26 protein-coding genes, 1 tRNA gene and 2 pseudogenes are annotated in these 21,884 nt (G+C 43.2%); 14 read left to right on the top strand and 15 right to left on the bottom strand.

What is annotated here, in order from left to right; all coding sequences use genetic code 11:
* The first annotated feature begins 149 nt into the window (after positions 1-149).
* Positions 150-1,493 (top strand): DUF3370 domain-containing protein, encoded by a 1,344-nt coding sequence (locus IM473_RS02550; protein WP_287659582.1) that lies wholly within the window; start codon positions 150-152, stop codon positions 1,491-1,493.
* A 7-nt stretch (positions 1,494-1,500) separates the two neighbouring features.
* Here the strand turns inward: IM473_RS02550 and IM473_RS02545 are convergent, their stop codons facing one another.
* Positions 1,501-2,013 carry a TolB family protein gene (locus tag IM473_RS02545; protein ID WP_287659581.1) on the bottom strand — a complete coding sequence of 171 codons (513 nt, stop codon included), beginning with the start codon at positions 2,011-2,013 and terminating at the stop codon, positions 1,501-1,503.
* Positions 2,014-2,036: 23 nt separating this feature from the next.
* On the bottom strand, positions 2,037-2,252 hold the full coding sequence (locus tag IM473_RS02540; RefSeq protein ID WP_002761575.1) for a hypothetical protein: 216 nt from the start codon (positions 2,250-2,252) through the stop codon (positions 2,037-2,039).
* Positions 2,253-2,607: 355 nt separating this feature from the next.
* On the opposite strand from IM473_RS02540, the gene IM473_RS02535 reads away from it, so the two are divergent.
* A tRNA-Asp gene (locus tag IM473_RS02535) sits at positions 2,608-2,681 on the top strand.
* 85 nt (positions 2,682-2,766) lie between these two features.
* On the opposite strand, the gene IM473_RS02530 is transcribed toward IM473_RS02535, so the two are convergent.
* On the bottom strand, positions 2,767-5,301 hold the full coding sequence (locus tag IM473_RS02530) for a glycogen/starch/alpha-glucan phosphorylase (RefSeq protein ID WP_287659580.1): 2,535 nt from the start codon (positions 5,299-5,301) through the stop codon (positions 2,767-2,769).
* Positions 5,302-5,515: 214 nt separating this feature from the next.
* On the opposite strand from IM473_RS02530, the pseudogene IM473_RS02525 reads away from it, so the two are divergent.
* Positions 5,516-5,689, top strand: a pseudogene (locus IM473_RS02525) (dihydroflavonol 4-reductase); the annotation flags it as partial.
* Positions 5,690-5,761: 72 nt separating this feature from the next.
* Here the strand turns inward: IM473_RS02525 and crcB (IM473_RS02520) are convergent.
* Both crcB (IM473_RS02520) and crcB (IM473_RS02515) read right to left on the bottom strand, forming a co-directional pair.
* Complete coding sequence (gene crcB / locus IM473_RS02520) at positions 5,762-6,166, bottom strand: fluoride efflux transporter CrcB (RefSeq protein WP_287659579.1); 405 nt, start codon at positions 6,164-6,166, stop codon at positions 5,762-5,764.
* A 145-nt stretch (positions 6,167-6,311) separates the two neighbouring features.
* Positions 6,312-6,701, bottom strand: coding sequence for a fluoride efflux transporter CrcB (crcB, locus tag IM473_RS02515; RefSeq protein WP_287659578.1), 390 nt, complete (start codon positions 6,699-6,701; stop codon positions 6,312-6,314).
* 124 nt (positions 6,702-6,825) lie between these two features.
* Between crcB (IM473_RS02515) and rsmA the strand changes: the two genes are divergently transcribed.
* Together rsmA and ispE are read left to right on the top strand one after the other, a co-directional pair.
* On the top strand, positions 6,826-7,632 hold the full coding sequence (rsmA, locus tag IM473_RS02510; protein ID WP_287659577.1) for a 16S rRNA (adenine(1518)-N(6)/adenine(1519)-N(6))-dimethyltransferase RsmA: 807 nt from the start codon (positions 6,826-6,828) through the stop codon (positions 7,630-7,632).
* 17 nt (positions 7,633-7,649) lie between these two features.
* Entirely contained in the window at positions 7,650-8,591 is a 942-nt protein-coding gene (gene ispE, locus IM473_RS02505; RefSeq protein ID WP_061431700.1) for a 4-(cytidine 5'-diphospho)-2-C-methyl-D-erythritol kinase, read from the top strand.
* 21 nt (positions 8,592-8,612) lie between these two features.
* Here ispE and IM473_RS02500 read toward each other — a convergent pair whose 3' ends face one another.
* Both IM473_RS02500 and IM473_RS02495 read right to left on the bottom strand, forming a co-directional pair.
* Complete coding sequence (locus IM473_RS02500; RefSeq protein WP_287659576.1) at positions 8,613-9,425, bottom strand: urease accessory protein UreD; 813 nt, start codon at positions 9,423-9,425, stop codon at positions 8,613-8,615.
* A gap of 3 nt (positions 9,426-9,428) precedes the next feature.
* Positions 9,429-9,953, bottom strand: a complete 525-nt coding sequence (locus IM473_RS02495) for a hypothetical protein (protein ID WP_287659575.1) — start codon at positions 9,951-9,953, stop codon at positions 9,429-9,431.
* Positions 9,954-10,239: 286 nt separating this feature from the next.
* Here IM473_RS02495 and IM473_RS02490 point away from each other — a divergent pair, with 286 nt between their 5' ends.
* From IM473_RS02490 to gyrA, 3 genes are all read left to right on the top strand, one after another.
* The gene (locus IM473_RS02490; protein ID WP_002797792.1) at positions 10,240-11,454 is read left to right on the top strand and encodes an AAA family ATPase; all 1,215 of its coding nucleotides are present in this window, start codon (positions 10,240-10,242) and stop codon (positions 11,452-11,454) included.
* Positions 11,447-12,031, top strand: a complete 585-nt coding sequence (locus tag IM473_RS02485) for a DUF4276 family protein (protein ID WP_002777835.1) — start codon at positions 11,447-11,449, stop codon at positions 12,029-12,031. Before IM473_RS02490 ends, IM473_RS02485 begins: the two co-directional genes overlap by 8 nt.
* Positions 12,032-12,237: 206 nt before the next feature.
* Positions 12,238-14,790, top strand: coding sequence for a DNA gyrase subunit A (gene gyrA, locus IM473_RS02480; RefSeq protein WP_287659574.1), 2,553 nt, complete (start codon positions 12,238-12,240; stop codon positions 14,788-14,790).
* A gap of 152 nt (positions 14,791-14,942) precedes the next feature.
* Here gyrA and IM473_RS02475 read toward each other — a convergent pair whose 3' ends face one another.
* The gene (locus IM473_RS02475) at positions 14,943-15,473 is read right to left on the bottom strand and encodes a ComEA family DNA-binding protein (protein WP_287659573.1); all 531 of its coding nucleotides are present in this window, start codon (positions 15,471-15,473) and stop codon (positions 14,943-14,945) included.
* Positions 15,473-15,868, bottom strand: a complete 396-nt coding sequence (locus IM473_RS02470) for an NINE protein (RefSeq protein ID WP_287659572.1) — start codon at positions 15,866-15,868, stop codon at positions 15,473-15,475. Before IM473_RS02470 ends, IM473_RS02475 begins: the two co-directional genes overlap by 1 nt.
* An 81-nt stretch (positions 15,869-15,949) precedes the next feature.
* Here IM473_RS02470 and asnS point away from each other — a divergent pair, with 81 nt between their 5' ends.
* A complete protein-coding gene (gene asnS, locus IM473_RS02465) occupies positions 15,950-17,314 on the top strand; it encodes an asparagine--tRNA ligase (RefSeq protein WP_287659571.1) in 1,365 nt (454 codons plus the stop codon).
* A 162-nt stretch (positions 17,315-17,476) separates the two neighbouring features.
* Here asnS and IM473_RS02460 read toward each other — a convergent pair whose 3' ends face one another.
* Together IM473_RS02460 and IM473_RS02455 are read right to left on the bottom strand one after the other, a co-directional pair.
* Positions 17,477-17,800: a Txe/YoeB family addiction module toxin gene (locus IM473_RS02460; protein WP_287659570.1), complete on the bottom strand. Its 324-nt coding sequence runs from the start codon at positions 17,798-17,800 to the stop codon at positions 17,477-17,479.
* Positions 17,790-18,074, bottom strand: coding sequence for a type II toxin-antitoxin system Phd/YefM family antitoxin (locus IM473_RS02455; protein WP_002763754.1), 285 nt, complete (start codon positions 18,072-18,074; stop codon positions 17,790-17,792). The genes IM473_RS02460 and IM473_RS02455 overlap by 11 nt, the downstream gene beginning before the upstream one ends.
* A gap of 187 nt (positions 18,075-18,261) precedes the next feature.
* Here IM473_RS02455 and IM473_RS22655 point away from each other — a divergent pair, with 187 nt between their 5' ends.
* From IM473_RS22655 to IM473_RS02440, 3 genes are all read left to right on the top strand, one after another.
* Complete coding sequence (locus IM473_RS22655) at positions 18,262-18,507, top strand: PEP-CTERM sorting domain-containing protein (RefSeq protein WP_407069743.1); 246 nt, start codon at positions 18,262-18,264, stop codon at positions 18,505-18,507.
* A gap of 95 nt (positions 18,508-18,602) precedes the next feature.
* Positions 18,603-18,857, top strand: coding sequence for a hypothetical protein (locus tag IM473_RS02445; RefSeq protein ID WP_024969944.1), 255 nt, complete (start codon positions 18,603-18,605; stop codon positions 18,855-18,857).
* A gap of 9 nt (positions 18,858-18,866) precedes the next feature.
* On the top strand, positions 18,867-19,265 hold the full coding sequence (locus IM473_RS02440; protein ID WP_287659569.1) for a type II toxin-antitoxin system VapC family toxin: 399 nt from the start codon (positions 18,867-18,869) through the stop codon (positions 19,263-19,265).
* Positions 19,266-19,402: 137 nt separating this feature from the next.
* On the opposite strand, the gene IM473_RS02435 is transcribed toward IM473_RS02440, so the two are convergent.
* Both IM473_RS02435 and IM473_RS02430 read right to left on the bottom strand, forming a co-directional pair.
* Positions 19,403-19,756, bottom strand: coding sequence for a type II toxin-antitoxin system RelE/ParE family toxin (locus tag IM473_RS02435; RefSeq protein WP_287659568.1), 354 nt, complete (start codon positions 19,754-19,756; stop codon positions 19,403-19,405).
* Positions 19,749-20,087 carry a UPF0175 family protein gene (locus IM473_RS02430; protein WP_287659567.1) on the bottom strand — a complete coding sequence of 113 codons (339 nt, stop codon included), beginning with the start codon at positions 20,085-20,087 and terminating at the stop codon, positions 19,749-19,751. The genes IM473_RS02435 and IM473_RS02430 overlap by 8 nt, the downstream gene beginning before the upstream one ends.
* A 163-nt stretch (positions 20,088-20,250) precedes the next feature.
* Between IM473_RS02430 and IM473_RS02425 the strand changes: the two genes are divergently transcribed.
* Positions 20,251-20,430, top strand: a complete 180-nt coding sequence (locus IM473_RS02425) for a hypothetical protein (protein ID WP_287659592.1) — start codon at positions 20,251-20,253, stop codon at positions 20,428-20,430.
* A 59-nt stretch (positions 20,431-20,489) separates the two neighbouring features.
* Positions 20,490-20,729, top strand: a complete 240-nt coding sequence (locus tag IM473_RS02420) for a hypothetical protein (RefSeq protein ID WP_287659566.1) — start codon at positions 20,490-20,492, stop codon at positions 20,727-20,729.
* Positions 20,730-20,823: 94 nt separating this feature from the next.
* Here IM473_RS02420 and IM473_RS02415 read toward each other — a convergent pair whose 3' ends face one another.
* Complete coding sequence (locus tag IM473_RS02415; protein WP_287659565.1) at positions 20,824-21,111, bottom strand: BrnA antitoxin family protein; 288 nt, start codon at positions 21,109-21,111, stop codon at positions 20,824-20,826.
* Positions 21,092-21,754 (bottom strand): annotated as a pseudogene (locus IM473_RS02410) (CHAT domain-containing protein); the annotation flags it as partial. The pseudogene IM473_RS02410 and the gene IM473_RS02415, both read right to left, overlap by 20 nt.
* Positions 21,755-21,884 lie beyond the last annotated feature (130 nt).

The raw sequence follows: 21,884 nt of genomic DNA, 5'->3' as shown, positions 1-21,884 counted from the left end.
GTTTGATAATTTTTCTTGATTGTACTTAACCAAAAAGGTCAGCTAACACCGGCAAGAAATATTAAACAATCCTCTAGATATGGACAAACAGAATACTATCTAAATTGAGCGAGCCAATAATGCTATGATCAAAAATTAATTATCTTGAGATGGTAATTTCTGTGATGTTACCTTTTTTGTTACCCATTGCCCAAACTCCTCCTATTGTAGAAATAATTCGACCGGCGCAGGTGCGTCCTTTACCGAATCAACTAGATCAAGTTCCCGTTTTTAATAGCAATAGTCCCGAATTATTGCTAGGAGAAGGGATTTTGCTTTCGACTTTTACCCCCCAAGAGAAAAGTTTTCCCTCGGCCCATTTAAATTATGCTTTTCAGGGACGCTTTGATATTTTTGCCCACCATATAGCGAGGGGGAGTTTTCCCGATAATTTACGCACCCTTTATCTGGGTATATTACTCCACAATCCCAGTCCTAATCCCGTGACCGTTAAAATTCTGCAAGGGGCCAGTTATTTGAGTCAACCGGATGCAGCTTTTATCGATTTACCTGCACAAGTGGAAAATAATCAGGGGACGGTTTTTGCCGGGCCGGGAAGTCGGGTAATGGGGGATATTTTAATGGGGCAGCGTCAGGATATTTTTCCCGATAGGATTATTATTCCGGCGGGGGAGAGTTTTATGGTCTTAAATGCGGCGATTCCCGTGCGCGATTTGACTCCCCCTTTAAACGGTAGATCCACTTATCTCCGTCTGGAAAGTGACGGTCTTCTCTACGCTGCTAGTTTAGCTCTTTATGCACCTCTAGGCGAAAATGGGCAAGAAAGACCACCAAATCTGACAGAGTGGCAAAATTTGCTGGAAAAAGGCGATTTATCGACTCCGCGGGATCGAGCGCCCACTCCTCCCCATAGTCAAGGACAGATAATTTATGGACGGGTAGCGGGGGTGTCCCAAGGTTCAGCTTGGCCAGCCCGATTGGTCGATCGAGCTTCTTTATGGTTAAATATTCCTGATTCTGGTCAATCTATAGCCTATGGGATTAGCACCCTACCCGGAGGCAAACTGGGAACGGAACAAAATCAAAGTGCTAGTATGTTAGTTCGCTATCCCGATACGGCCTATCAAGCTCATGGTAATTACGGTGTGGAATATCGGTTAAGTTTACCTCTATTTAATCGAAGTAATGAGGCGAAAACAGTGACTATTGCGCTAGAAACACCGATTAAAGAGAATATTATCGGTCAGGGTTTGCGTTTTCTCGATCCGGCTGCCCCACAAGTGTTTTTTCGGGGAACGGTAGCCGTCAATTATAGTGATGATCAAGGACAGGCACAAAGCAGATTTTTCCATCTCGTCCAAAGACGCGGACAAGAGGGGCAATCTTTAGTGACTCTGACTATTCCTCCAGGGGATTGGCATATAGTACAGGTAAATTTTTTGTATCCACCAGATGCGACTCCTCCGCAGGTTTTAACGATTAAGACCGAGTAGAACAAGTTTAAAATTGGCCGTTAACGATCGCAATATTCCATTGACCGTCTTGGTTGGTTTCAAAGGCAATTTGGCGACCATCACCGCTAATGGTGGGATTACGGACGCTTCCCCGCAGGTTAGCGGTTAACAGGGTTGCACGGGACAGGGAACGATCATAAACCATGACATCACTTTTGCCGCGTTCGCTGGAGATATAGGCAATTAAACGACCGTCAGCATTCAGAGATGGCTGATCTTGGCTAGAATCGCCACGATTTAGGTTAGGGAGATTAACTAAGCGCTTTTCTTGCAGATCGAATAAATATATACTACGACGACCGGAGCGATCGGAAGCGAAGGCTAAATAGCGACCATCAGCACTATAACTGGGGAATTGATCGGGAGCAAAACTATTTAAACCACCAGCGGGAACTTGAGGATTGATCAAAAGAGGGGAATTACAGCCACTTATCCCCGATAACAGCCCAAAAGAGGCCAAAAATCGCCCCAGCCAGACAAAAAAAATTTTTTCTTTCATCTTGACTTTTGACCCCAAATGTGCTAGTAACTTTCTTCCTTGCCGACGGTTTTGAGGGTCAGTAGTTGATTGCCTTGACTGAGACTATCGGCGATCGCTTCTCGAATCGGCAGGTCAATAGTGGTTTCAGCGAGGATTTCTTGGGCTTTTTGCCGCAAATCTGCCCCGGTATCGGCATCTACTTGGTCTAGATCGAGTAATTCTTGCGATAGCTGTTCGATCGAATTCGGGTTAGTCATAGCTCAGGCTCCCAACAAGCTTAATTACAATCCCATTGTAAAGAGGGTCTATCCCTAATTGGGGATTTTTTGGCTTTAATTCAGTATTGATAAGCTGTTCGTAATTTAAATTGCTTGTTGAGATCAGGCGGTCGGCAGGAGGCAGGAGATTATTTTTATTTATTCTCCCGACTCCCCTCTCCCCCCGCAACGGCTCGCAGTGGTCTCCCCCCACTCCCCAATTCATAATTCCTCCTCTCCCCACTTCATAATTCATCATTCATAATTCATAATTCCCTCTCTCTCAAAAAAATTTTCCCAGAGGTGCTTGACATAACCCTGATGATGAAGTTACAATCAGAAATGTGGCAAAAATGGGATTGTAGTTCAATTGGTTAGAGCACCGCCCTGTCACGGCGGAAGTTGCGGGTTCGAGCCCCGTCAATCCCGTAAAAATCTAGATTAGAGTCGCCCAGGGCCGGTTAACCTGTGGGCAGTAGGATAAATAAACAAGCTCCTACTGCCTAGATTGGTTCTAATTTACCGATAAACCGGCATTAGCTTGAATATAATCGGGTAATTCAATCTTTACCGGTTGTACCCGCCAGATTTCCTCGCAATATTCCCGAATCGATCGATCGCTAGAGAATTTACCCATGCGGGCTACATTAAGAATTGCTAAACGACTCCAATGTTCTTGATCTTTATAGGCGCTACCGACTCCTTCCTGACAATCGATATAGGATTGATAATCGGCCAGTAACATATAGGGATCATTGTAGATAAGATTATCCACAAGCGGGCGGAATAAACTACTATCACCCCGGCTAAAAAATCCCGAACCAATGAGGTCTAATACTGCCCGCAATTCTTCGTTATGGTAATAGTATTCTTGGGGATTATAACCGGCGGCTTTTTTAGCATAAACCTCCTCGGTTGTCAAGCCAAAAAGAAAGAAATTTTCCGCCCCCACCTCTTCACGAATTTCGATATTTGCCCCATCGAGAGTACCGATAGTTAAGGCCCCATTCATGGAGAATTTCATATTACCAGTTCCCGAAGCTTCTTTCCCGGCGGTGGAAATTTGTTCGGACAAGTCGGCAGCCGGATAAACCCGTTGACCGAAGGTGACATTATAATCGGGTAGGAAAACCACTTTTAACCGTCCTCCAATTGTCGGATCATTATCGATCACTTCTGCCACAGAATTAATCAATTTAATGATTAATTTCGCCATAAAATAACCCGGGGCTGCCTTACCACCAAAAATAAAGGTACGGGGGGTAATATCGAGATTGGGATTATTTTTGAGGCGATGATAGAGACTGACGATATGTAAAACGTTGAGATGTTGCCGTTTATATTCGTGAATGCGTTTTACCTGCACATCAAAGAGGGTACTAGGATCAACTTTAATGCCGACTTTTTTATCGATATAATTGGCTAAATCTGCCTTAATATCGTATTTAATTCGTCGCCAATAGTCTCGAAATCCCCCATCATCCACATAGTTTTCTAAACCGCGTAAATCCTCCAGATGTTTAATCCAATTTTCGCCGATTTTTTCGGTAATCGCAAAAGTCAAGCGGGGATTACTAGAAACTATCCAGCGCCGGGGAGTAACTCCATTGGTTTTGTTGCTAAACTTTTCGGGAAAGAGTTCATAGAAATCGCGCAGAACATCTTTTTTCAGTAATTCTGTATGCAGGGCTGCCACCCCATTAATTGCCTGGGAACCCACACAGGCGAGGTGAGCCATACGGACGTATTTTTCGCCACTTTCATCGATTATAGACAAACGGGACATTTTGCCGTCATCCTGGGGATAAATAATGCGAATTTTATCCAAGAAACGATAGTTAATTTCGTAGATAATTTCCATTAATCGCGGTAAAAGACGACCAAAAATACTCAAAGGCCATTTTTCTAAAGCTTCTGGCAAAAGAGTATGATTGGTATAGGCGAAGGTATTTTGAGTGATAAACCAAGCTTTATCCCAATCGAAATGATGCACATCGATTAACAAGCGCATTAACTCAGCTACCCCGACAGAAGGGTGAGTATCATTCAATTGTACCGACCATTTTTGATGAAAATTATCGAGACTGGGGTTCTCATGTAAGTGAATACGAATCATATCCTGTAGGGAACAGGAAACAAAGAAATATTGCTGTTCTAAACGCAGTTCTTTGCCTTGAATTGGTTCATCATTAGGATAGAGAACTTTACTGATATTTTCCGAGTGAACTTTATTATCCACCGCACCGTAATAATCGCCACGATTAAAGCGACCAAAATCAAAAGATTCACAAGCTTCTGATTTCCAGAGACGCATGGTATTAGCGGTGTTAACTCGATAGCCGAGAATTGGGGTATCGTAGGGAATTCCTTTGACTACATAATCGGGAATCCAATGACTGCGATAATTACCATTTTCGTCGGTATAGGATTCGGTATAACCGCCAAATTTTACCTCTACCGATGATTCTGGTCGGGCAATTTCCCAGGGATTTCCATACTGTAACCACTTATCGGTTATTTCTACCTGCCAACCGTCGTGAATTTCTTGATCAAAGATACCAAATTCGTAGCGAATACCGTAACCAATAGCCGGAATTTCTAGGGTAGAAAGGGAATCCAGATAACAGGCAGCTAAACGACCTAAACCACCATTTCCTAACCCCGGTTCTTCTTCTTGGGCAATTAATTCTTCTAGTTTTAATCCCGATTCGCTTACAGCTTTCTCGACTTGTTTGTAGATGCCGAGATTAATTAAATTATTAGCTAAATGGGGACCGACTAAAAATTCGGCCGAGAGATAACAAACGGTTCTGACATCTTTTTTTAGATAGGTTTGTTGGGTGGTTAACCAGCGCTGCAATAAACGATCGCGGATTGTATAGGCCAGGGCCATATAAAGATCGTTTTTGCTGGCTAATTCCGGTAATTTAGCTTGAATATAGAGTAAATTATCCCTTAAAGCCCGTCGGATAGTTTCTGTGTCTAATCCTGTTCTGTCGTCTTCGATGATAATCGGACAAACAAAAGTTGACTCTGGAGATGGATTCATAGGAGCATTTTTACTGAAGATTTACTGCTCTTAGTCTAAAATAACCCGACCCCAAATTGTATCAAGAAAAGCTTAAATATTGACTAAGATTAAGGTATAGTAATAATAAAGTTAAGGTGATTAAATTTCAGTTACTGATAGGAAGTTAAAATAGGGGAAAGTCTGAGCAATGCGTGCTTTTGTGACGGGTGGAACGGGTTTTATCGGGGCGATAATCTTGGGAAAATTGCCCTCTATACCCCTTGATGGCGTGAAAATGTCAAAACAGTCCATGTACTACGATTCCTCGAAGGCAGTGCAAGAACTAGGCTTACCCCAATCGCCGATTAGACAAGCTTTAGCTGATGCTGTCAATTGGTTTCAAACCCATGGAGACATTACCTATTAAGACTGAGTAGGAAAGGAAAAAGATAGTCTCAATTGTGCTGAGATATTTATCTATTTTTGCGCCCTTAATAATTCATCTAGGAAAACCCGTTCTTGCTAAAATAACTCCAATTTTAAGCGCAATCATCCCCCCAAGAACACTGCCCAACCAGTAAATTAAACCGAAAGTCATGTTTCCCTGCTCTAAAAACTTGTTAACCTCCAAACTATAGGCGGAAAAAGTTGTATAGGAACCACAAAAACCCGTGGCAAGCATCAATCCTAATTCTGGGGCAATTATGCGAATATTTTCCCTAACTATAGTAAAGATATAAGCAATAATTAAACAGCCAGAAACATTAACAAAAAATGTCCCCAAAAATTGCCATTCTTGACCGAAAATACTTTCAACTAATTTCGCAATATAAAAACGACTCAAAGCCCCAAAAATAGCCCCAATCGCCACGAATAAACCATAACGTCCCCTGAAGAAGTTCATGCTGTCTCTCCTGCCCTTCAATAGTCAATAAATTGGAGAATTAAGTAGCTGGTTATAATTAAATTAAAAATGGATTTTAGGTTCGATCCCCCCTTAATCCCCCCTTGATAAGGGGGGCATCTGATAGTTTTTAACGCCTACCTACTTAACCTAGAAAAACTTGGGCAATAGCTGCCCCGATTCTCACGGCAATCAATCCGAAAATGATACTAGCAACGGCAAAAAAAAGACTGAGAAAATTTTGCTGATTGCGCCAGAGAATCAAGATATCTAAACTATAGGTAGAAAAGGTGGTATAAGCCCCTAAAAATCCCGTTCTAACCATTAAATCTAGTTCGTGGGAATAAAAGGTAAACTTGGGTAAAATAGCCCCAAAAAAGCCGATAGCTAGACAGCCAGTTAAATTAATAATAAAGGTTCCATAGGGAAAGCGCAAGCCGAATTTTGCTTTTGTCCATTCGGTAATATGATAACGAGATAACGCACCGGGAACCGCTCCGGCTACAATTGCGAAAACATCGTTCAAATCTGACATTGTTTCTAATTTTTTTGCTATCTTTGCCTAGGCTCTATCATAATTGATGCGGTTATCGATCGCATGGCCTATATTTTCAGGGGTGTTATTGTCGAGGACAACCCTCTGATTTTAAAATAGAGGTATGAAAATTCAACCGCGTAAACGTTTTGGACAACATTGGTTAAAAGATGAATCGATACTCGATCGCATCATCGGCGCTGCTAATTTACAATCAGAGGATCGGGTATTAGAAATCGGACCGGGTACAGGCATTTTAACCCGTCGTCTTCTCGATGGAGCTCAATTGGTTGTCGCTGTAGAAATCGATCGAGATCTATGGACAATTTTAAATAAAAAATTCGGCCAACAAGATAACTTTGATCTCATCCCGGGCGACTTTCTTAGCCTTAAACCGGAGCAACTGCCGCCAGTTAATAAAGTAGTGGCTAATATCCCCTATAATATCACCGGTCCGATCCTAGAAAAGCTGCTCGGTTCGATCGCCCATCCCTTCACCCCCCCGTACCAGAGTATTACCCTCTTAGTCCAGAAAGAAGTCGCCGAAAGATTAGTCGCTGTCCCCTCCACCAAAGCTTACAGCGCTTTGAGCGTCCGCATTCAATACCTTGCCGATTGTCAATGGATTTGTGATGTACCCCGGCGGGCCTTTTCGCCACCTCCCCAGGTGGATTCGGCGGTAATTCAGCTTTTACCTCGTGTTTTGCCGAATAATGTCAGTAATGCTGCCTTTTTGTCCACTTTAATTAGCTGGGGTTTTGCCAACCGGCGCAAAATGTTACGCAATAATCTAAAAAATTGTCTGGATAGCGATCGATTAAGCCAAATCCTGACACAATTAGAAATTAATCCCCTCGCTCGCGCCGAAGATCTCAGTTTATCGCAATGGATTGACTTGGCGGAAAAATTAGGTCAATTGCCAAAATTTTAGATTTTTTTCCTTGACAAATGCACAGTTATACCCTTCTAGCCCCCGCTAAAATTAATTTATATCTAGAAATCGTTGGCGATCGCCCTGATGGTTTCCACGAGTTAGTCATGGTGATGCAGACGGTGGCATTATGCGATCGCATCACTCTCCGGCCCAACGGATTGCAGGAATTCCGTCTCTTTTGCCATCATCCCCTCGTCCCCCAAGATAGCAGTAATCTCGCCCATCGGGCTGCCACTTTGATGGCGAGGGAATTCCCCCGCATCTTTGCTAATTACGGCGGCATCGATATCAGCATCGACAAATATATTCCCGTGGCTGCCGGTTTAGCGGGGGGGTCCACCAACGCGGCGGCGGTGTTAGTCGGTATCGATTTAATCTGGGAATTAGGCTTAACCCGTCCGGAATTAGAAACTTTAGCGGCAAGATTGGGCTCCGATACTTCCTTTTGTGTGACAGGAGGAACGGTTATCTGTACGGGAAGGGGAGAAATTCTCGATCCTATCGCTCCTCTGACCGGATTATGGGTGATTTTAGCCAAATACGATCATTTATCCGTTTCTACACCCTGGGCCTACCAAAGCTATCGGCAAAAATTTCAGGATACCTATCTGTCTTCTCCAGAGGAATTTCATCACCGTCGTCAGCAGGTGAGTTCCGGGGCTTTGGTACAAGCGATCGCCCAGAAAAAACCGGCCGCTATCGGCAAATTTATCCACAATGACCTCGAAAAGGTGGTTTTACCCGAATTTCCCCTCGTAGCCGAGTTAAGACAGGTTCTAGGGGATTTAGGCGGCTTGGGAACGATGATGTCAGGCTCTGGTCCAACGGTTTTTACTCTCTGTTCATCTCAGGAAGTGGCGGAAACTATTGTTAAAGAGGCCCGGGAAATTCTCGTCGCTCCCGATCTACAATTTTGGATAGCCCCAATCACCGATACAGGCATTCAAGTGACTTGAAAAAATGATAATTAACCGCCTTCACCAAGATAACCAAACTCGCGGAATAATTGCCTCTCTATCGCTCATTTCTCGCCTTAAAATTTGCCAAACCTGCTGAAACCATTGTCGCACTTCACCGCTAGAATTACCCCGATAACGACATAAAAGACCATCTCCTAAAGTGCTAGTAACTCCCCTCTCTCCTTCTAGGGAAAAATCTCTCACTTTCTCAATTAAATTTCTTCCCACTGGTTGACCGATATAAACCAATGTACCGATCAGGGCGCTATCATTTAAACCGGAAAATCCCTCGATCATTTTACCACCCAACAGGAAGGAGCGATCAAGCCACAAAGGTTCTCCTGATCGCCAAATTTCCCAATTAGAATGCCATTCTCCCGCTAAAAATTTCTCGCCTCGCGCACTACGACCAAAACGGGTAATTTCCCATCCCAACCAACTGCTATTTTCCCCTAAATCCACTCGCAAATGTTGGCGAAATGCTGCACCATTAAAGATAATTGTTTCTTGAGGTAGCCATTCTAAACTGGCATTGTCATCGATTTTAATCTCGATGAATTGCTGGGCTATCTGACCATTACTCTGGTAAACTTTTCCAGCAGAAGCAGTGGTAATCAGGGCATTAGTAGCGGCTTGGAGATGAATTTTTTGTCGCAGAACATCACCACCAACTATTCCCCCCGCCGTGTGTAAAATCACCGTATGACAAAGGTTTTTTCCTTCGGGATAAAAGGGTCTTTGTACTTTTAAAGGGGCGGTAGCATAGACGTGATTAATCTGGGTTGCGAGATTTTTTTGCGTGTAAATTAGTTCTAGGTTTCCCTGCCACATTATTTATTGATCCTCAGTCATGGTTTCTAGAAATTGCCGATAATTTTCAGGACTGAGATTAATTTTAACTTCTATTTGCTGTTCTTTATCCCTGAACAGTAAAATATATTCACTTTCCGCTTTTTTGCCGACTAGGAGAGGATTTTTTAGCTCGAATTTTTGATAAACTAGATGTGGTTTCGTCACCCGAATAACTAAACTAGCTTGGGATTGGGGATAAATGTATAATCGCTCCTGTTCCCGATCTAAAATTAATTGTTTAGGTGTCATGCTTCTTTCGTCAGCAAAAGTAGATTTATGCCAATAGAGGGTAATCCCCCGAATTTGGGGCATTTGAATGCTAAATTTTTCATCAAAACCTTGCTGCTCCCAATTAATATCTTCCAGAGAGCCAGTATCGGGAATTAAACGCTGTTGCCAGAAGACTTCCTTAAGATTTAAATCTTGCCACCATTGGCTAATAATTTGGAAATTCTCCAGATTATCGGGGTTGGGATTGGCACTTTGCCAGAGGAGAGAAGTAAGCATTTTGGGGGAATTTTTGCGCTGGGAAAATCAGGTTAATAGTCTTCGCTGGAGTTAAGGGATCATTAATCTCAATTATCATCGATTCTCGAGCTGCCGATCAGTCCATAATATTAACTCTTGATCGCATTTTTATTTTATCCTAAATTATCGAGGGAAAAACTGCTAAAAGTGGTCTTCATCTGCGATCGCCAGCCACCAGCCCAGAAAACTGAGGGAAGATCAGATAGATTGGATATAATTAACTAATAAAGCCCTGTATAGTCCCAAAAACTAGAATTGTTTTAATATGAACCAGCCTAGACTATTATCTTTTACCCTCGATGGTTGGGGTGTGCTAGGTGGTCCAGTTTCCCTATCCCTAGTTAACCAAGTTGGGGTATTAGTGGGGAGAAACGGTGCGGGGAAATCCGCTATCCTAGAAGGATTTGAAGCCATCTCATCCTGTGCTATCGGTAGATCGATCGGCTCTCGGATGATTGATAGTGATAGCATTCCCTCAATTTTGCAGGTTGAAATTCTAACACCGACTAACCGGCGCTTAGGATACAGGTATGAGCTAATCATCCCCTTTTCTATGGACGATCTAGATACAGACATAGATGATACCACTAACGATAATTCCTTGGAAAATTCCTTTTCTTGGAATGATTCTTGTCAGTATATTGATGGAGATCAAGAACTTCTCTGGAAAACCGAATTTGGACTAACAAGCTTTAATAATAATGGTGAGCCAATATTTGCTATTCTTGGCAATACTACCTCGCTGCGACAGTCAAATATACCTGGAAATTCATCGCTAAATTTACCTCCAGAAATGCAGTGGGTTTATGCTATTTTAAAAGGGATTCGTCTTCTTGGCAAAGCTCCTATCCGTCGCACATCAAGACGACAGCCTTCTTTATTAAAGGTGACAAGTAAGAAGATTTCTGCCAGTCGATTTGATCTAGCAGATACTCTAGCTCGGAGAATATTTCGTTGGGTGGGTACGGATGATTTTGATGAACTAGAAAATGTTTGTCAACGAATAAGACTTGCCAAGAAAATCACTGTGCAGAAGTTCGTTTTGAGTGAGCATTCTGGACAGACAGGCCAGGATAAAGACGAAGAGTACATCGCTTCAGTATTATTAGATGGAGTCAATATTGGATTACTCTCCGATGGCACCTTGCGAGTTTTATCAATTCTGATCGAAATAATTGCTCACTATCCTAATGCAACAACCATAATTGAGGAGCCAGAAACACAAATACATCCCGCAATGTTAGCAAAATTATTAAATGAAATTAAATCCTATACTTGGGCTGAAAATTTAATTATATCAACTCATTCACCACAAGTAGTAGCTTGGACAAAGCCAGAAAATATTAGCTTAGTTTATCGTAACCAGGGACGGACAAGTGTTAGGAAACTAGAAGAAGGAGAGATTGAAAAAGTTGTCGAGTACCTCTGTGAAGAAGGAGATTTAGGAGACTGGATTTACAGTGGTATTCTCGATGAGTAGTAACTTGATCGCCATAATTGCCGAAGATGAGACGGACTGCGATGTGTTTCGTCAAATTATCCATCGCGTGCTGGGGACAAATACTAGGACAAAATCTTGGGCATCTAAATCCTCTAGTACATTAAAGAGAAAACTGTCAGCAAAACTTAAAGTGATGACAAGGGAAGGATGTGATGCTTTTATCATTGTTCATGATTTAGATCGTAATCCCAAGAATAACTCTCTTAACGATGAAAAACAATTGCGAGATCACTTAGAATTAAGCTGTTCTAATATTAATGGTATCAGGAAATATATCTGCATACCAATAGAAGAACTAGAGGCTTGGTTTTGGTCTGATCCAGAAGTTGTTAAATATGTGGGACGAGGCAAGGGAAAAGCTCACCCAAACCCTCACCTAATTATCAAACCGAAAGAAGAATTGATCAAATTGTCAATCGGTGAAAATAGAAAACCCCGTTATAGTACCAACATGAATCTTGAACTAGCCCAAAAGCTAAATTTAGAACTTTGTGCCACTTGTTGTCCTTCTTTTAAAGATCTTCTCGACTTTCTGCAATCTCTGTCAAGAGGATAGCAAACCATTAACCCGTCCATCCCAGCCAAGGTATCTGCGATCACTACTGACTTGGCACTGTTCTAAACCCCAAAAAAGAGGGATTTTATGGTAAAATAGTCCTACAAATGGGCATATTCTGCACATCAAAAGGGTAAAAACCCGACTTTTAGCGAATTTAATCACAAAAACGCTTTTTTTGCCTTGTTATTGGAGTTAACCCCCCTATGACCGCCGCCCAGGATCATGTCGTCCCCACAGACTTAAGCAATGAAATGTCCCGTTCCTATCTAGAATACGCCATGAGCGTCATCGTCGGGCGCGCCTTGCCCGACGCTAGGGACGGACTGAAACCCGTACACCGGCGCATTCTTTATGCGATGTACGAACTAGGATTAACCCCCGATCGCCCCTTCCGCAAATGCGCTAGAGTCGTCGGGGAAGTATTAGGAAAATACCATCCCCACGGGGATACTGCTGTTTACGATGCTCTCGTCCGCATGGCCCAGGATTTCTCCATGCGCGATCCCCTGATTAACGGTCATGGTAACTTCGGATCGATCGATAACGATCCCCCGGCGGCCATGCGTTATACCGAGTGTCGTCTGCACACCCTGGCCACCAACGCCCTACTACAGGATATCGAGTCAGAAACGGTCGATTTTGCCGATAACTTCGATGGTTCCCAACAGGAACCCGTGGTTTTACCCTCTAGAGTCCCGCAACTGCTAATTAATGGCTCATCCGGCATCGCCGTCGGTATGGCCACCAATATCCCCCCCCACAACCTGGCCGAGATTATCGATGGAACCGTTGCCCTCATCCATAACCCCGATCTCACCGATACGGAATTACAGCGTTATATCCCGGGGCCGGACTTTCCCACCGGGGGGCATATCCTTGGCAGAGACGGCATTCAGGAAGCTTACACCACCGGCCGCGGTTCCATTACTCTGCGGGGAGTCGCTACCATTGAAACTATCGAACAAAGGGGAAGACCCGATCGAGATGCGATTATTATCACCGAACTGCCCTATCAAACCAATAAAGCGGCATTAATCGAAAAAATCGCCGATTTGGTCAACGATCGCAAAATAGACGGTATTTCCGATGTGCGGGACGAAAGCGATCGCGACGGCATCCGGGTGGTGATCGAACTGAAACGGGATGCCTATCCTCGCGTCGTCCTCAACAATCTTTATAAACAAACGCCCCTCCAGTCGAATTTTGGGGCAAATATGTTGGCATTAGTCGATAACGAACCGAGATTACTGACTTTAAGGGAGTTTCTCCGCGTTTTCCTCGATTTTCGGGTAGAAGTGATCACCCGTCGTACCCGTTATGAACTCCGCAAGGCCGAGGAAAGGGATCATATCCTTCAGGGTTTACTAATTGCCCTCGCTAGTCTCGATGCAGTCATTGCCCTGATTCGCAGTGCTGCCGACACAGCTAGTGCAAAAGAGGGATTAGTGCAGAATTTTGGTCTTTCAGAGGTGCAAGCGGACGCAATCCTACAAATGCAGCTGCGACGGTTAACCGCCCTAGAATCGGAGAAAATTCAGCAAGAACACGGGGAATTACTGACAAAAATCGGCGATCTTCAGGATATTTTAGCCAAAAAAGAACGGATCGACAGCATTATCGAGGAAGAACTGCAACAGATCAAAACGATTCACGCTACCCCCCGTCGCACTCATATTGAACAACGGGAAGGAGAAATCGCCGAAACTGACCTGATTGCCAACGAACAGGCCTTAATTCTCGTCACCGAACAGGGTTACATCAAAAGAATGCCCGTTAATACCTTTGAGTCCCAAAATCGGGCAACAAGGGGCAAAGCTGGGGCAAAAATGAAAGAAGACGACGGCATCGATCACTTTATCACCTGCCGCGATCACGATAGCGTCCTCTTTTTCACCGATCGCGGGGTTGTCTATAGTCTCAATGCCTATCATATCCCCACCGGTTCGCGTACCGCTCGCGGGGTTCCCATCGTGCAACTGTTAGAGATTCCCAAAGGGGAGAAAATCACCTCGGTGGTGGCAGTCAGCGAGTTCAGCGAGGATAATTACCTGATTATGCTCACACAAAAGGGATTTATCAAGAAAACCGCCCTCGCTGCCTTTAGTAATATTCGATCGAACGGTTTAATCGCCATTTCTCTCGAAGACGGTGATCAACTCCGTTGGGTTCGCTTGGCCAAAGAGGAAGACAGCGTCATTATCGGTTCTCGTCAGGGGATGGCAATTCATTTTAAGGCCGATAGTCAACAATTGCGCTCCTTGGGCAGGGCAACTAAAGGCGTAAAATCGATGAAATTGCGCTCAGGTGACGAATTAATTAGTATGGACATCCTGCCTAGTCAAATTGTCGCCCAAATCGCTGAATCTAACCAAGAAGAAACCGAGGACGAAAGCGAAGAAATTAACCCCGAAGTGGCTAATAATGGCCCCTGGGTGTTAGCGATTACCATGGCAGGACTAGGAAAACGGGTTCCCGTTACCCTCCTCCGGCTGCAAAATCGGGCGGGATTAGGAGTCAGAGTGATTAAATTCCGCAAAAAGAACGATAAATTAGCGGCTCTGCACGTTGTTAACCCCAACGAGGAATTTATGATTATCACCGAACGGGGTATTATTATCCGTCAATCCGTCGATGCTATTACTCCCCAATCCCGATCGGCCGGAGGCATCCGGGTACAAAAACTCGATGAGGACGATGCGATCGCTGCTGTCGCCCTAGTTCCCCCTAGTGATGGGTCGGAATCTGAAGACATTTAGGGTTTACTGAAAAAGTGACCTGTGGGGTGGTCACTGCGTGCGCGTTGCGGGGGGAAGTGGGGAAGTGGGGAACTGGGGAAATTGAACTAAAACCCCAAAACCCCAACCCCCAACACCTAAAACCTTCCTGCTGCCTTCGTTAAAATTTGGGATTAAAACTGGAAAAAGTGCATTAATTGGGAGATTTCCTGAGCGTCTAGGGATAAACGCCCTTTAAAATCCACAATATTCTTAAATAATCCCTGTTCTTCTCTGCTTTTAATAATGGCAGCTGCCAAATTATCGCTGATTAGGGGCAGGGTGGTTAACTGCTCGATCGAGGCAGTGTTAGGATTGATTTTAGGGGGTGCGAGGTGACTTTCGGGATTATAATAGGCAAATTCTAGAATCGGTTCCCAAGCTTTCAATCTAGCCACAGGAACACTCAAAGCAGCCGCTAGATCTTCGAGACAAAGCAATTCTACCCCCATACCCAGCAATTCCACCAACATCCGCGCTTGATGGATGGATATCCCCGGCAATCGCAGCCAATCATCCACACCCGCTTGACTGACATTAATTTTAATGCCCAATTGTGCCGCCATAGCGATCTCATCAAGGGAACGAAAGCGATAATAGGGATCATTGCTAATTTTGGCTTTTAAAGGGTTAAAAGTGCGTCCTAACCAGTTTTGCGGTGTCATTATAGTAGTTGTCGCCGTTTTTCTTCAAATTCGTACTCAGAAATTAATCCTTCTTGCCGGAGGCGCTCTAATTCCCTTAAAGCTGCCCCGATCGCCTCTACTTGTTTAGGCTCTAAACTGGGGACAGTGGCAGCAGCGGTGGCAGTGGGAAAATAGTTAGCGAAAAATTGGTTATCTTGGATTAAATACCACACTGCATCGATCGCGCAAGCTACCCGGGGAATCGGAGTTTGCCAAAGCAGAAGATAAATAATTCCCCAGAGAGGTTGACCGAGATAGAATTTATGAATACCGGCGATAGGAAAGGGTAAAGCGAGAATACTACCGATAAAAGCCAGAAAAATCGCTAATTTACGGCTTTTGGGCTTACTTAATAATTTTTCCACCAGAACCATGCGACCTGTTCGAGATTGATTTTAGCCTGATCTGAACTTTCCATTCTAAAATACTCTTTGGTTCTAACATAGGGATAAGCGATGACTACCAGAATCAAGGAAATCTTTCAGACAGGACAACCGGATCAATCCGTCACCGTGCAGGGTTGGGTGAGAACAAAACGAGAATTAAAAGAATTTACTTTCCTGGAAGTTAATGATGGCTCATCCCTGGCCAACTTACAAGTTATCCTCGAACCGACTTTACCCGATTACGAAAATGTACTAAAGGCAATTAGTACAGGAGCGGCGATCGCTGTTTCGGGAAATTTGGTTCCTTCCCCGGGTAAAGGGCAAAATATCGAGTTAAAAGCGGCCGAAATCACCCTTTATGGTGACTGTCCTGCGGATTATCCCCTACAAAAGAAACGTCATTCCTTTGAATTCCTAAGAACCATTGCCCATCTGCGAGCAAGAACCAACACACTAGGAGCAGTAATGCGGGTTAGAAACGCTTGCGCTACCGCTATCCACACTTTTTTCCAAGAAAAGGGCTTTATTTGGGTACATACTCCCATTATTACCGCTAACGACTGCGAAGGTGCGGGAGAATTATTTACTGTCACCAGTTTAGATTTAAAAAAACCCGCCAATTTTGCCGAGGATTTCTTTGGTAAACGGGCCTATTTAACCGTCAGTGGACAATTACAAGCGGAAGTAATGGCCATGGCTTTATCTAATGTTTACACTTTTGGCCCGACTTTTCGCGCCGAAAATTCTAATACTTCCCGTCATCTGGCCGAGTTTTGGATGGTGGAACCGGAAATGGCTTTTTGTGACTTGGAAGGAGATCAGGATTTAGCTGAAGCTTTTCTGAAATATATCTTTAAATTCGTTTTAGAAAATTGTCCCGAAGATTTGCAGTTTTTTAACGAACGTATCGATAAAACGGTGTTAAGTACGGCCGAGAATATCGTTAATAGTGAGTTTGGCCGGATTACCTACAGCGAAGCGATCGAGTTATTAGAAAAAGCTGATCGTCAGTTCGAGTTTCCAGTAGAATGGGGCGTAGATCTACAGTCAGAACACGAACGTTATCTAGCGGAGGAACTATTTAAAAAACCCGTGATTGTCACCAATTATCCCAAGACAATCAAAGCTTTTTATATGCGTCTAGATGACAATAATAAAACTGTTTCCGCTATGGATATTTTAGCGCCCAAGATCGGCGAAATTATCGGCGGTTCCCAACGGGAAGAACGATTAGATGTATTAATCCAAAGAATGCAGGAACAGGGAATGAATCCCGATGATTTGTGGTGGTATTTAGACCTGCGTCGCTACGGTTCCGTTCCCCACGCCGGTTTTGGTTTAGGATTCGAGCGTCTGGTACAATTCATGACGGGAATGACCAATATTCGCGATGTGATTCCTTTCCCCCGTACCCCTTTAAGTGCCGACTTTTAGAATGATGTCTAGGATCGACGGGAGAAAGGAGGAATGTAGATATTTATTAAATTGTAGCTTAGGCTACAGACTTGGAGTAGAAAATGTTTGTTGTTTCACTGTCCCCCTCTACGTTCTTTGTCCCCTTTCTCCTGTAACAGTTCTTAATGGGTTTGTCTGAGTTTAGCCTGATTGATAATGATAACGAGCTTGTAAAAAATAAACCTTATTTCCTGTGACTTTATAAACCAAACGATGCTCTAAGTCGATCCGTCGTGACCAAGTGTCGGCAGCAATATACTTAAGAGGTTCGGGTTTACCCAATCCTGTAAACGGATCGCCATCCAAAATATCTGCCACTAAGTCTAAAATTTTATCGCCTTTTTTCGGTTCGTTCCGATACCACCAAGCTAAATCTGCTTTGAAATCAGGACTAAAAACGGGCAAATAACCATGAATAGGACTGTTTTGAGGTTTATCTGGCTTATTTTCTCTTTTAGGACTCAATTCCTAACTCCTCTTTCAATTCAGCTAATGTTTGAGGAGTTGCATCTTCTGTCTGGGTCCATGCTAAAGAGCGAAATAAGCGCTGGGCATTTTCTGGCGATCGCAATAAATAAACACACTCTAATAAACTGGAAAGCTCATCTTCAGCAATTAAGGCCACATTTTTCTGATTGCGACGCTTAATGACGATAATTTGGGATTCGTCACACACCTGATCTAAGAGACTAGCTAAATTCATTCTCGCCTGAGAGTAAGTGGTTTCTTTGCTTAACATGATTTTTAGGGGATACTTGTACAACCTTATTGTACAATTTCAAGCTCTTGAACTCCCCAAAAACCTCAAAATCTGAAGGGAGAAAAATGTAAATATTTATTAAATTGTAGCTTAGAAGACTGCGCGGGGGGGGGATGTTTTTACTATTGGTCTGAACAACCAAAATCTCAAGGAGAAATAACAACTGATGAAAGTGTCTAAGAAAACCAGTAAATTTTTAGGCTTAATTTCTGGAGTTACCCTGGCAACTTCTGCAATGATTCTTGTTCATTCTAATCCTGCTAACGCCTCTCCCCCACCACCGGTTTCTGTTCCCGAACCCAGTTCTATTATTGGTCTTGCAGTCCTCGGCACACTCGGTGGAGCTTTAACTCTCAAGCGCCAAATAAAATCATCTAAATCCAACGAAAAAGAAACCACAAAAGTTGGCTAAATTGCCCAGTAAAATATGACAAATTCCCCCTTCATGTCATCTTGAGGGGGTTTATTGTATAATCGGGGCATGACTAAATTAAGAGGATTTTGGTTATGCAACAGATGACTATTGAGCTACCCGCCACTATAATTAATGCTCTAGCTGCCTACAATCAAGAGCATAAGGTATCTTCCTCTGATACAGTACAAACAGCCCTAGAATCATTTTTGGTTGCCAAAGGCTATTTAGCCAAACCGAAAAAATCTTTTCACTTATCCCCCGCACCGAAAGGAAGTAGCTATACTGACACATCCATCAATCATGATGCTGTTTTAGCAGAATTTACTCTATCCCATAAATTACCCTAAGCTCGAATCTTGAAAGCGATTATTGCCGATACCACATCTCTCTACGGAGCTATAGATACCAGCGATCAGTATCATAGCAGAGCGCAGGCAGAGCTAAGACGTATAGAAGCGGAAAATTTGACAGTTATTATACCTTTTCCAGTGTATGTAGAAACTTACAGCTTGGTTTTATATCGATTGGGATTTGAACAAGCTACTCATTTCACACAAAATTGCTTAGAATCTGCCAACTTAATAAATCCGACAGAAGATCAGTATTTTGCTGCAATAGAAAAGGCTAGACAATTTCCCGATCAAACTATTACTATTGTTGACGCTTTAACTGCCATCATATCTACACAATTAAATTTACCAGTATGGAGCTATGATTATCATTTTGATATAAGGCGAGTGAAAGTATGGCGATAACCCTCAAGCGCAAACTAAAACTCTCCCAATCCAGCGAAAAGGAACCCACAAAAGTCGGCTAAATTGCTTCTAAAAATACCATAAATGCCCCTTCAATCAATCTTGAGGGGGTTTATTTTTGGCATCTATTAATACTTCTAAAAATTGTCAAACTTATTAATGATGTCTTGAATTTGCTGCGCTGGGATGTCTGTTTGGTCAGATTTGGCATAGATGAGGAGCATCAAAACACAACTATTGTCTTTAAGTTGATAGACAACACGATAGCCGCTACTTTTGCCCTTTTGAATATCGCTGTTTTTGAGGCGAACTTTAAAGACAGTGTAGCCTATTCCTGGTATTTTATCGCCGATGAATTTGCCTATCTGAAGGTCATCAATTAGGGGTTGTATATCAGTACGAATGCTCCGATAGCGTTTGGCGAGGATGCGAAGTCGATCCTTGAATTCATCAGAGAAAAGGATTTTAATATGGGGAATTTCTTCAGTCATCTATGCCATCCCACAGTTCAGAGATGGGATGTACTTTGCCCTCTTTAGCTTGCTGAAGAGAAATACGAAGACTGGTGAGGATGAGTTCTTTTGGTTCGTCGTCGGAGTCAGTAGGTGGAGTGAGGATATTACGCGATACTAGCAATTGGTAGAAATCATCGATCGCCATTCCCGTTAGTTCGGCTGCTTGTTCAAATTGAAGACGTTGCTGCTGATAGAGCATGATAGCGATTTCCGTGAGCATTTGAGCTTCAGTCATTTGTACTCTTTGCAGAAGTTCAGTGGGAAGGGTGAGACTCATAGAGGTTTCATTAAGTGGTGGTAACTTCATTGTATCGCCATTAAAAAGTAAACGATAAAAGTCGGCTAAATTGCTTCTAAAAATACCATAAATGCCCCTTCAATCAATCTTGAGGGGGTTGATTTTTTTATATCTCTTTTTTGGCAATAGATGCTATAATTAAGGGTCACTCTTTAAGATTGCTTGCTTGAGCGTGGACTTTGAGATGATCAGCGATATTACGAATATCGAGATTATTGCCACAGGAACAGGAATTCGTAATCGGGAACGGTTGCAAAAACAGTATGGCAAAGGTAAATGGAGAAAATTAAAGGGCATAGCCCAAGTTCAGCTTCCCAATGGTATAGTAAGGTTAGCTGAAGTCCATTGGTAGGAAGCTCATGGCATCGGCAAAAAAGAATTTAAGCTCAAGTTACCGTTTCTAGATTGACCATGAAAATAGAGTCATCTCCAACAAATAAGTTCGCAGTTTGTCTCAATAATGAAGGCTACGAAGCTTCACTAGAGGTGGGCAAAATATACCGCGTTATCCCTGATGAGACAGCAGAAATAAACGGTCTAATTCGGGTTATTGATGAAAGGGGTGAAGATTACGCTTTTTCTGTGAATCGGTTTCATGCTATTGAGTTACCAAAGCCAATAGAAGAGGCATTGTTATCAATGGCCAATTAAAACCCTCCAACTTCACCGAAAAAGAAACCACAAAAATAGGCTAAATTGCCTCTAAAAATACCATCAATGCCCCTTCAATCAATCTTGAGGGGGTTTATTTTTTTGCCCGTGTTTCCACATATTCTCGCAGGGCGCGATTAATACTGGTCTGATACCCCTCCTCTTGTTTGGCCTGGGTTTTGAACCAGTCTATCAGGTCAGCATCAAGGCTTAGGGTGATCTGCTGTTTAAGCGGACTATAAAATACACCACGCTGCGCCTTGCTCCAATCTCCCGTGGCCTCCGGGATCAGCTCTGTGCGGATAGGCTCTTGTGACGCAGCTAGAGCGTCAATTTCAGCCTGTATCTCTGGCGGTACTGGATTAGAATCTCCCTTCTTCATAATTAGCAGCCCCAATCAAAATAAAGGGCGACCAAAAGAAAGGATGGCTTTTAATTTGACTAAGTTTGGCCTGTCGCATGGCTTCACTTTTACTCATGCCATTCTTGAGATTTTGATAAAATTGGGTCATAATTTCGGCACTGGTATTATCTTCAGCATTCCAAAGACTGGCTATTACTGATTTAGCACCGGCTCGTTCTAAGACGTAAGCAAGTCCTGAAATTTCCTGGCCGTCTGCGTTGGCTTCCTTGGCGGTTTGACAGGCACTGAGGGTGATTAATTCGGTATTTTTTAAGCCTAATAATGCGGCATCAGCGATGTTATATTGCTCTTTATTGGCGAAAAGAATAGTATTAGCTTGCATACCCAAATTAGGACAGCCAGCGAGGTCAAAACAGCCGTGAGTTCCTAAGTGTAAAATCGAGAAGCGAAAGGCTTGTTTTTTGAATATATCTAAGGTTGCGTTTGTCCCGAGATATTTTTCACTTCCAGGAAAGAGTTTGCTGATAGTTTCTGCTTCTATTTCTGTGCCTTTAAGTTCTTCTTGGGTGGGTTTAGGGTTAGCAAATGCTAGACCTTGTAAAGGTTTTCTTTCGGTCGCGGGAGGGGTAGATGTGGAGATGCGAGTTAAATAATATAGCGGGTTTCAGTTGAATGAGGTACAGCATGGATGACTAGGTAGGCTCTTTAAAAGGGGTATCGCAATAGCAACAATGGGTAAACCAGTGATGGATGTCTCGCAATGTAATCTGACTAAAGGCTTGAACGATCGC

Source organism: Microcystis sp. M015S2 (assembly GCF_020245945.1).
GTDB lineage: Bacteria > Cyanobacteriota > Cyanobacteriia > Cyanobacteriales > Microcystaceae > Microcystis.
Note: the sequence above shows the minus strand (reverse complement) of the source record. Positions and strands in the feature narration are given on the sequence as shown.

What these genes read in the sequence shown, in the direction of transcription:
- IM473_RS02530 (WP_287659580.1), bottom strand. Translation starts at nt 5,301, where the DNA reads ATGAATCCATCTCCAGAGTCAACTTTTGTTTGTCCGATTATCATCGAA.
- rsmA (WP_287659577.1), top strand. Translation starts at nt 6,826, where the DNA reads ATGAAAATTCAACCGCGTAAACGTTTTGGACAACATTGGTTAAAAGAT.
- crcB (WP_287659578.1), bottom strand. Translation starts at nt 6,701, where the DNA reads ATGTCAGATTTGAACGATGTTTTCGCAATTGTAGCCGGAGCGGTTCCC.
- IM473_RS02485 (WP_002777835.1), top strand. Translation starts at nt 11,447, where the DNA reads ATGAGTAGTAACTTGATCGCCATAATTGCCGAAGATGAGACGGACTGC.
- IM473_RS22655 (WP_407069743.1), top strand. Translation starts at nt 18,262, where the DNA reads ATGAAAGTGTCTAAGAAAACCAGTAAATTTTTAGGCTTAATTTCTGGA.
- IM473_RS02445 (WP_024969944.1), top strand. Translation starts at nt 18,603, where the DNA reads ATGCAACAGATGACTATTGAGCTACCCGCCACTATAATTAATGCTCTA.
- IM473_RS02470 (WP_287659572.1), bottom strand. Translation starts at nt 15,868, where the DNA reads ATGGTTCTGGTGGAAAAATTATTAAGTAAGCCCAAAAGCCGTAAATTA.
- IM473_RS02430 (WP_287659567.1), bottom strand. Translation starts at nt 20,087, where the DNA reads ATGAAGTTACCACCACTTAATGAAACCTCTATGAGTCTCACCCTTCCC.
- IM473_RS02455 (WP_002763754.1), bottom strand. Translation starts at nt 18,074, where the DNA reads ATGTTAAGCAAAGAAACCACTTACTCTCAGGCGAGAATGAATTTAGCT.
- IM473_RS02545 (WP_287659581.1), bottom strand. Translation starts at nt 2,013, where the DNA reads ATGAAAGAAAAAATTTTTTTTGTCTGGCTGGGGCGATTTTTGGCCTCT.
- IM473_RS02550 (WP_287659582.1), top strand. Translation starts at nt 150, where the DNA reads ATGGTAATTTCTGTGATGTTACCTTTTTTGTTACCCATTGCCCAAACT.
- IM473_RS02435 (WP_287659568.1), bottom strand. Translation starts at nt 19,756, where the DNA reads ATGACTGAAGAAATTCCCCATATTAAAATCCTTTTCTCTGATGAATTC.
- IM473_RS02540 (WP_002761575.1), bottom strand. Translation starts at nt 2,252, where the DNA reads ATGACTAACCCGAATTCGATCGAACAGCTATCGCAAGAATTACTCGAT.
- IM473_RS02490 (WP_002797792.1), top strand. Translation starts at nt 10,240, where the DNA reads ATGAACCAGCCTAGACTATTATCTTTTACCCTCGATGGTTGGGGTGTG.
- IM473_RS02420 (WP_287659566.1), top strand. Translation starts at nt 20,490, where the DNA reads ATGAAAATAGAGTCATCTCCAACAAATAAGTTCGCAGTTTGTCTCAAT.
- gyrA (WP_287659574.1), top strand. Translation starts at nt 12,238, where the DNA reads ATGACCGCCGCCCAGGATCATGTCGTCCCCACAGACTTAAGCAATGAA.
- IM473_RS02415 (WP_287659565.1), bottom strand. Translation starts at nt 21,111, where the DNA reads ATGAAGAAGGGAGATTCTAATCCAGTACCGCCAGAGATACAGGCTGAA.
- IM473_RS02500 (WP_287659576.1), bottom strand. Translation starts at nt 9,425, where the DNA reads ATGTGGCAGGGAAACCTAGAACTAATTTACACGCAAAAAAATCTCGCA.
- asnS (WP_287659571.1), top strand. Translation starts at nt 15,950, where the DNA reads ATGACTACCAGAATCAAGGAAATCTTTCAGACAGGACAACCGGATCAA.
- ispE (WP_061431700.1), top strand. Translation starts at nt 7,650, where the DNA reads ATGCACAGTTATACCCTTCTAGCCCCCGCTAAAATTAATTTATATCTA.
- IM473_RS02495 (WP_287659575.1), bottom strand. Translation starts at nt 9,953, where the DNA reads ATGCTTACTTCTCTCCTCTGGCAAAGTGCCAATCCCAACCCCGATAAT.
- IM473_RS02475 (WP_287659573.1), bottom strand. Translation starts at nt 15,473, where the DNA reads ATGACACCGCAAAACTGGTTAGGACGCACTTTTAACCCTTTAAAAGCC.
- crcB (WP_287659579.1), bottom strand. Translation starts at nt 6,166, where the DNA reads ATGAACTTCTTCAGGGGACGTTATGGTTTATTCGTGGCGATTGGGGCT.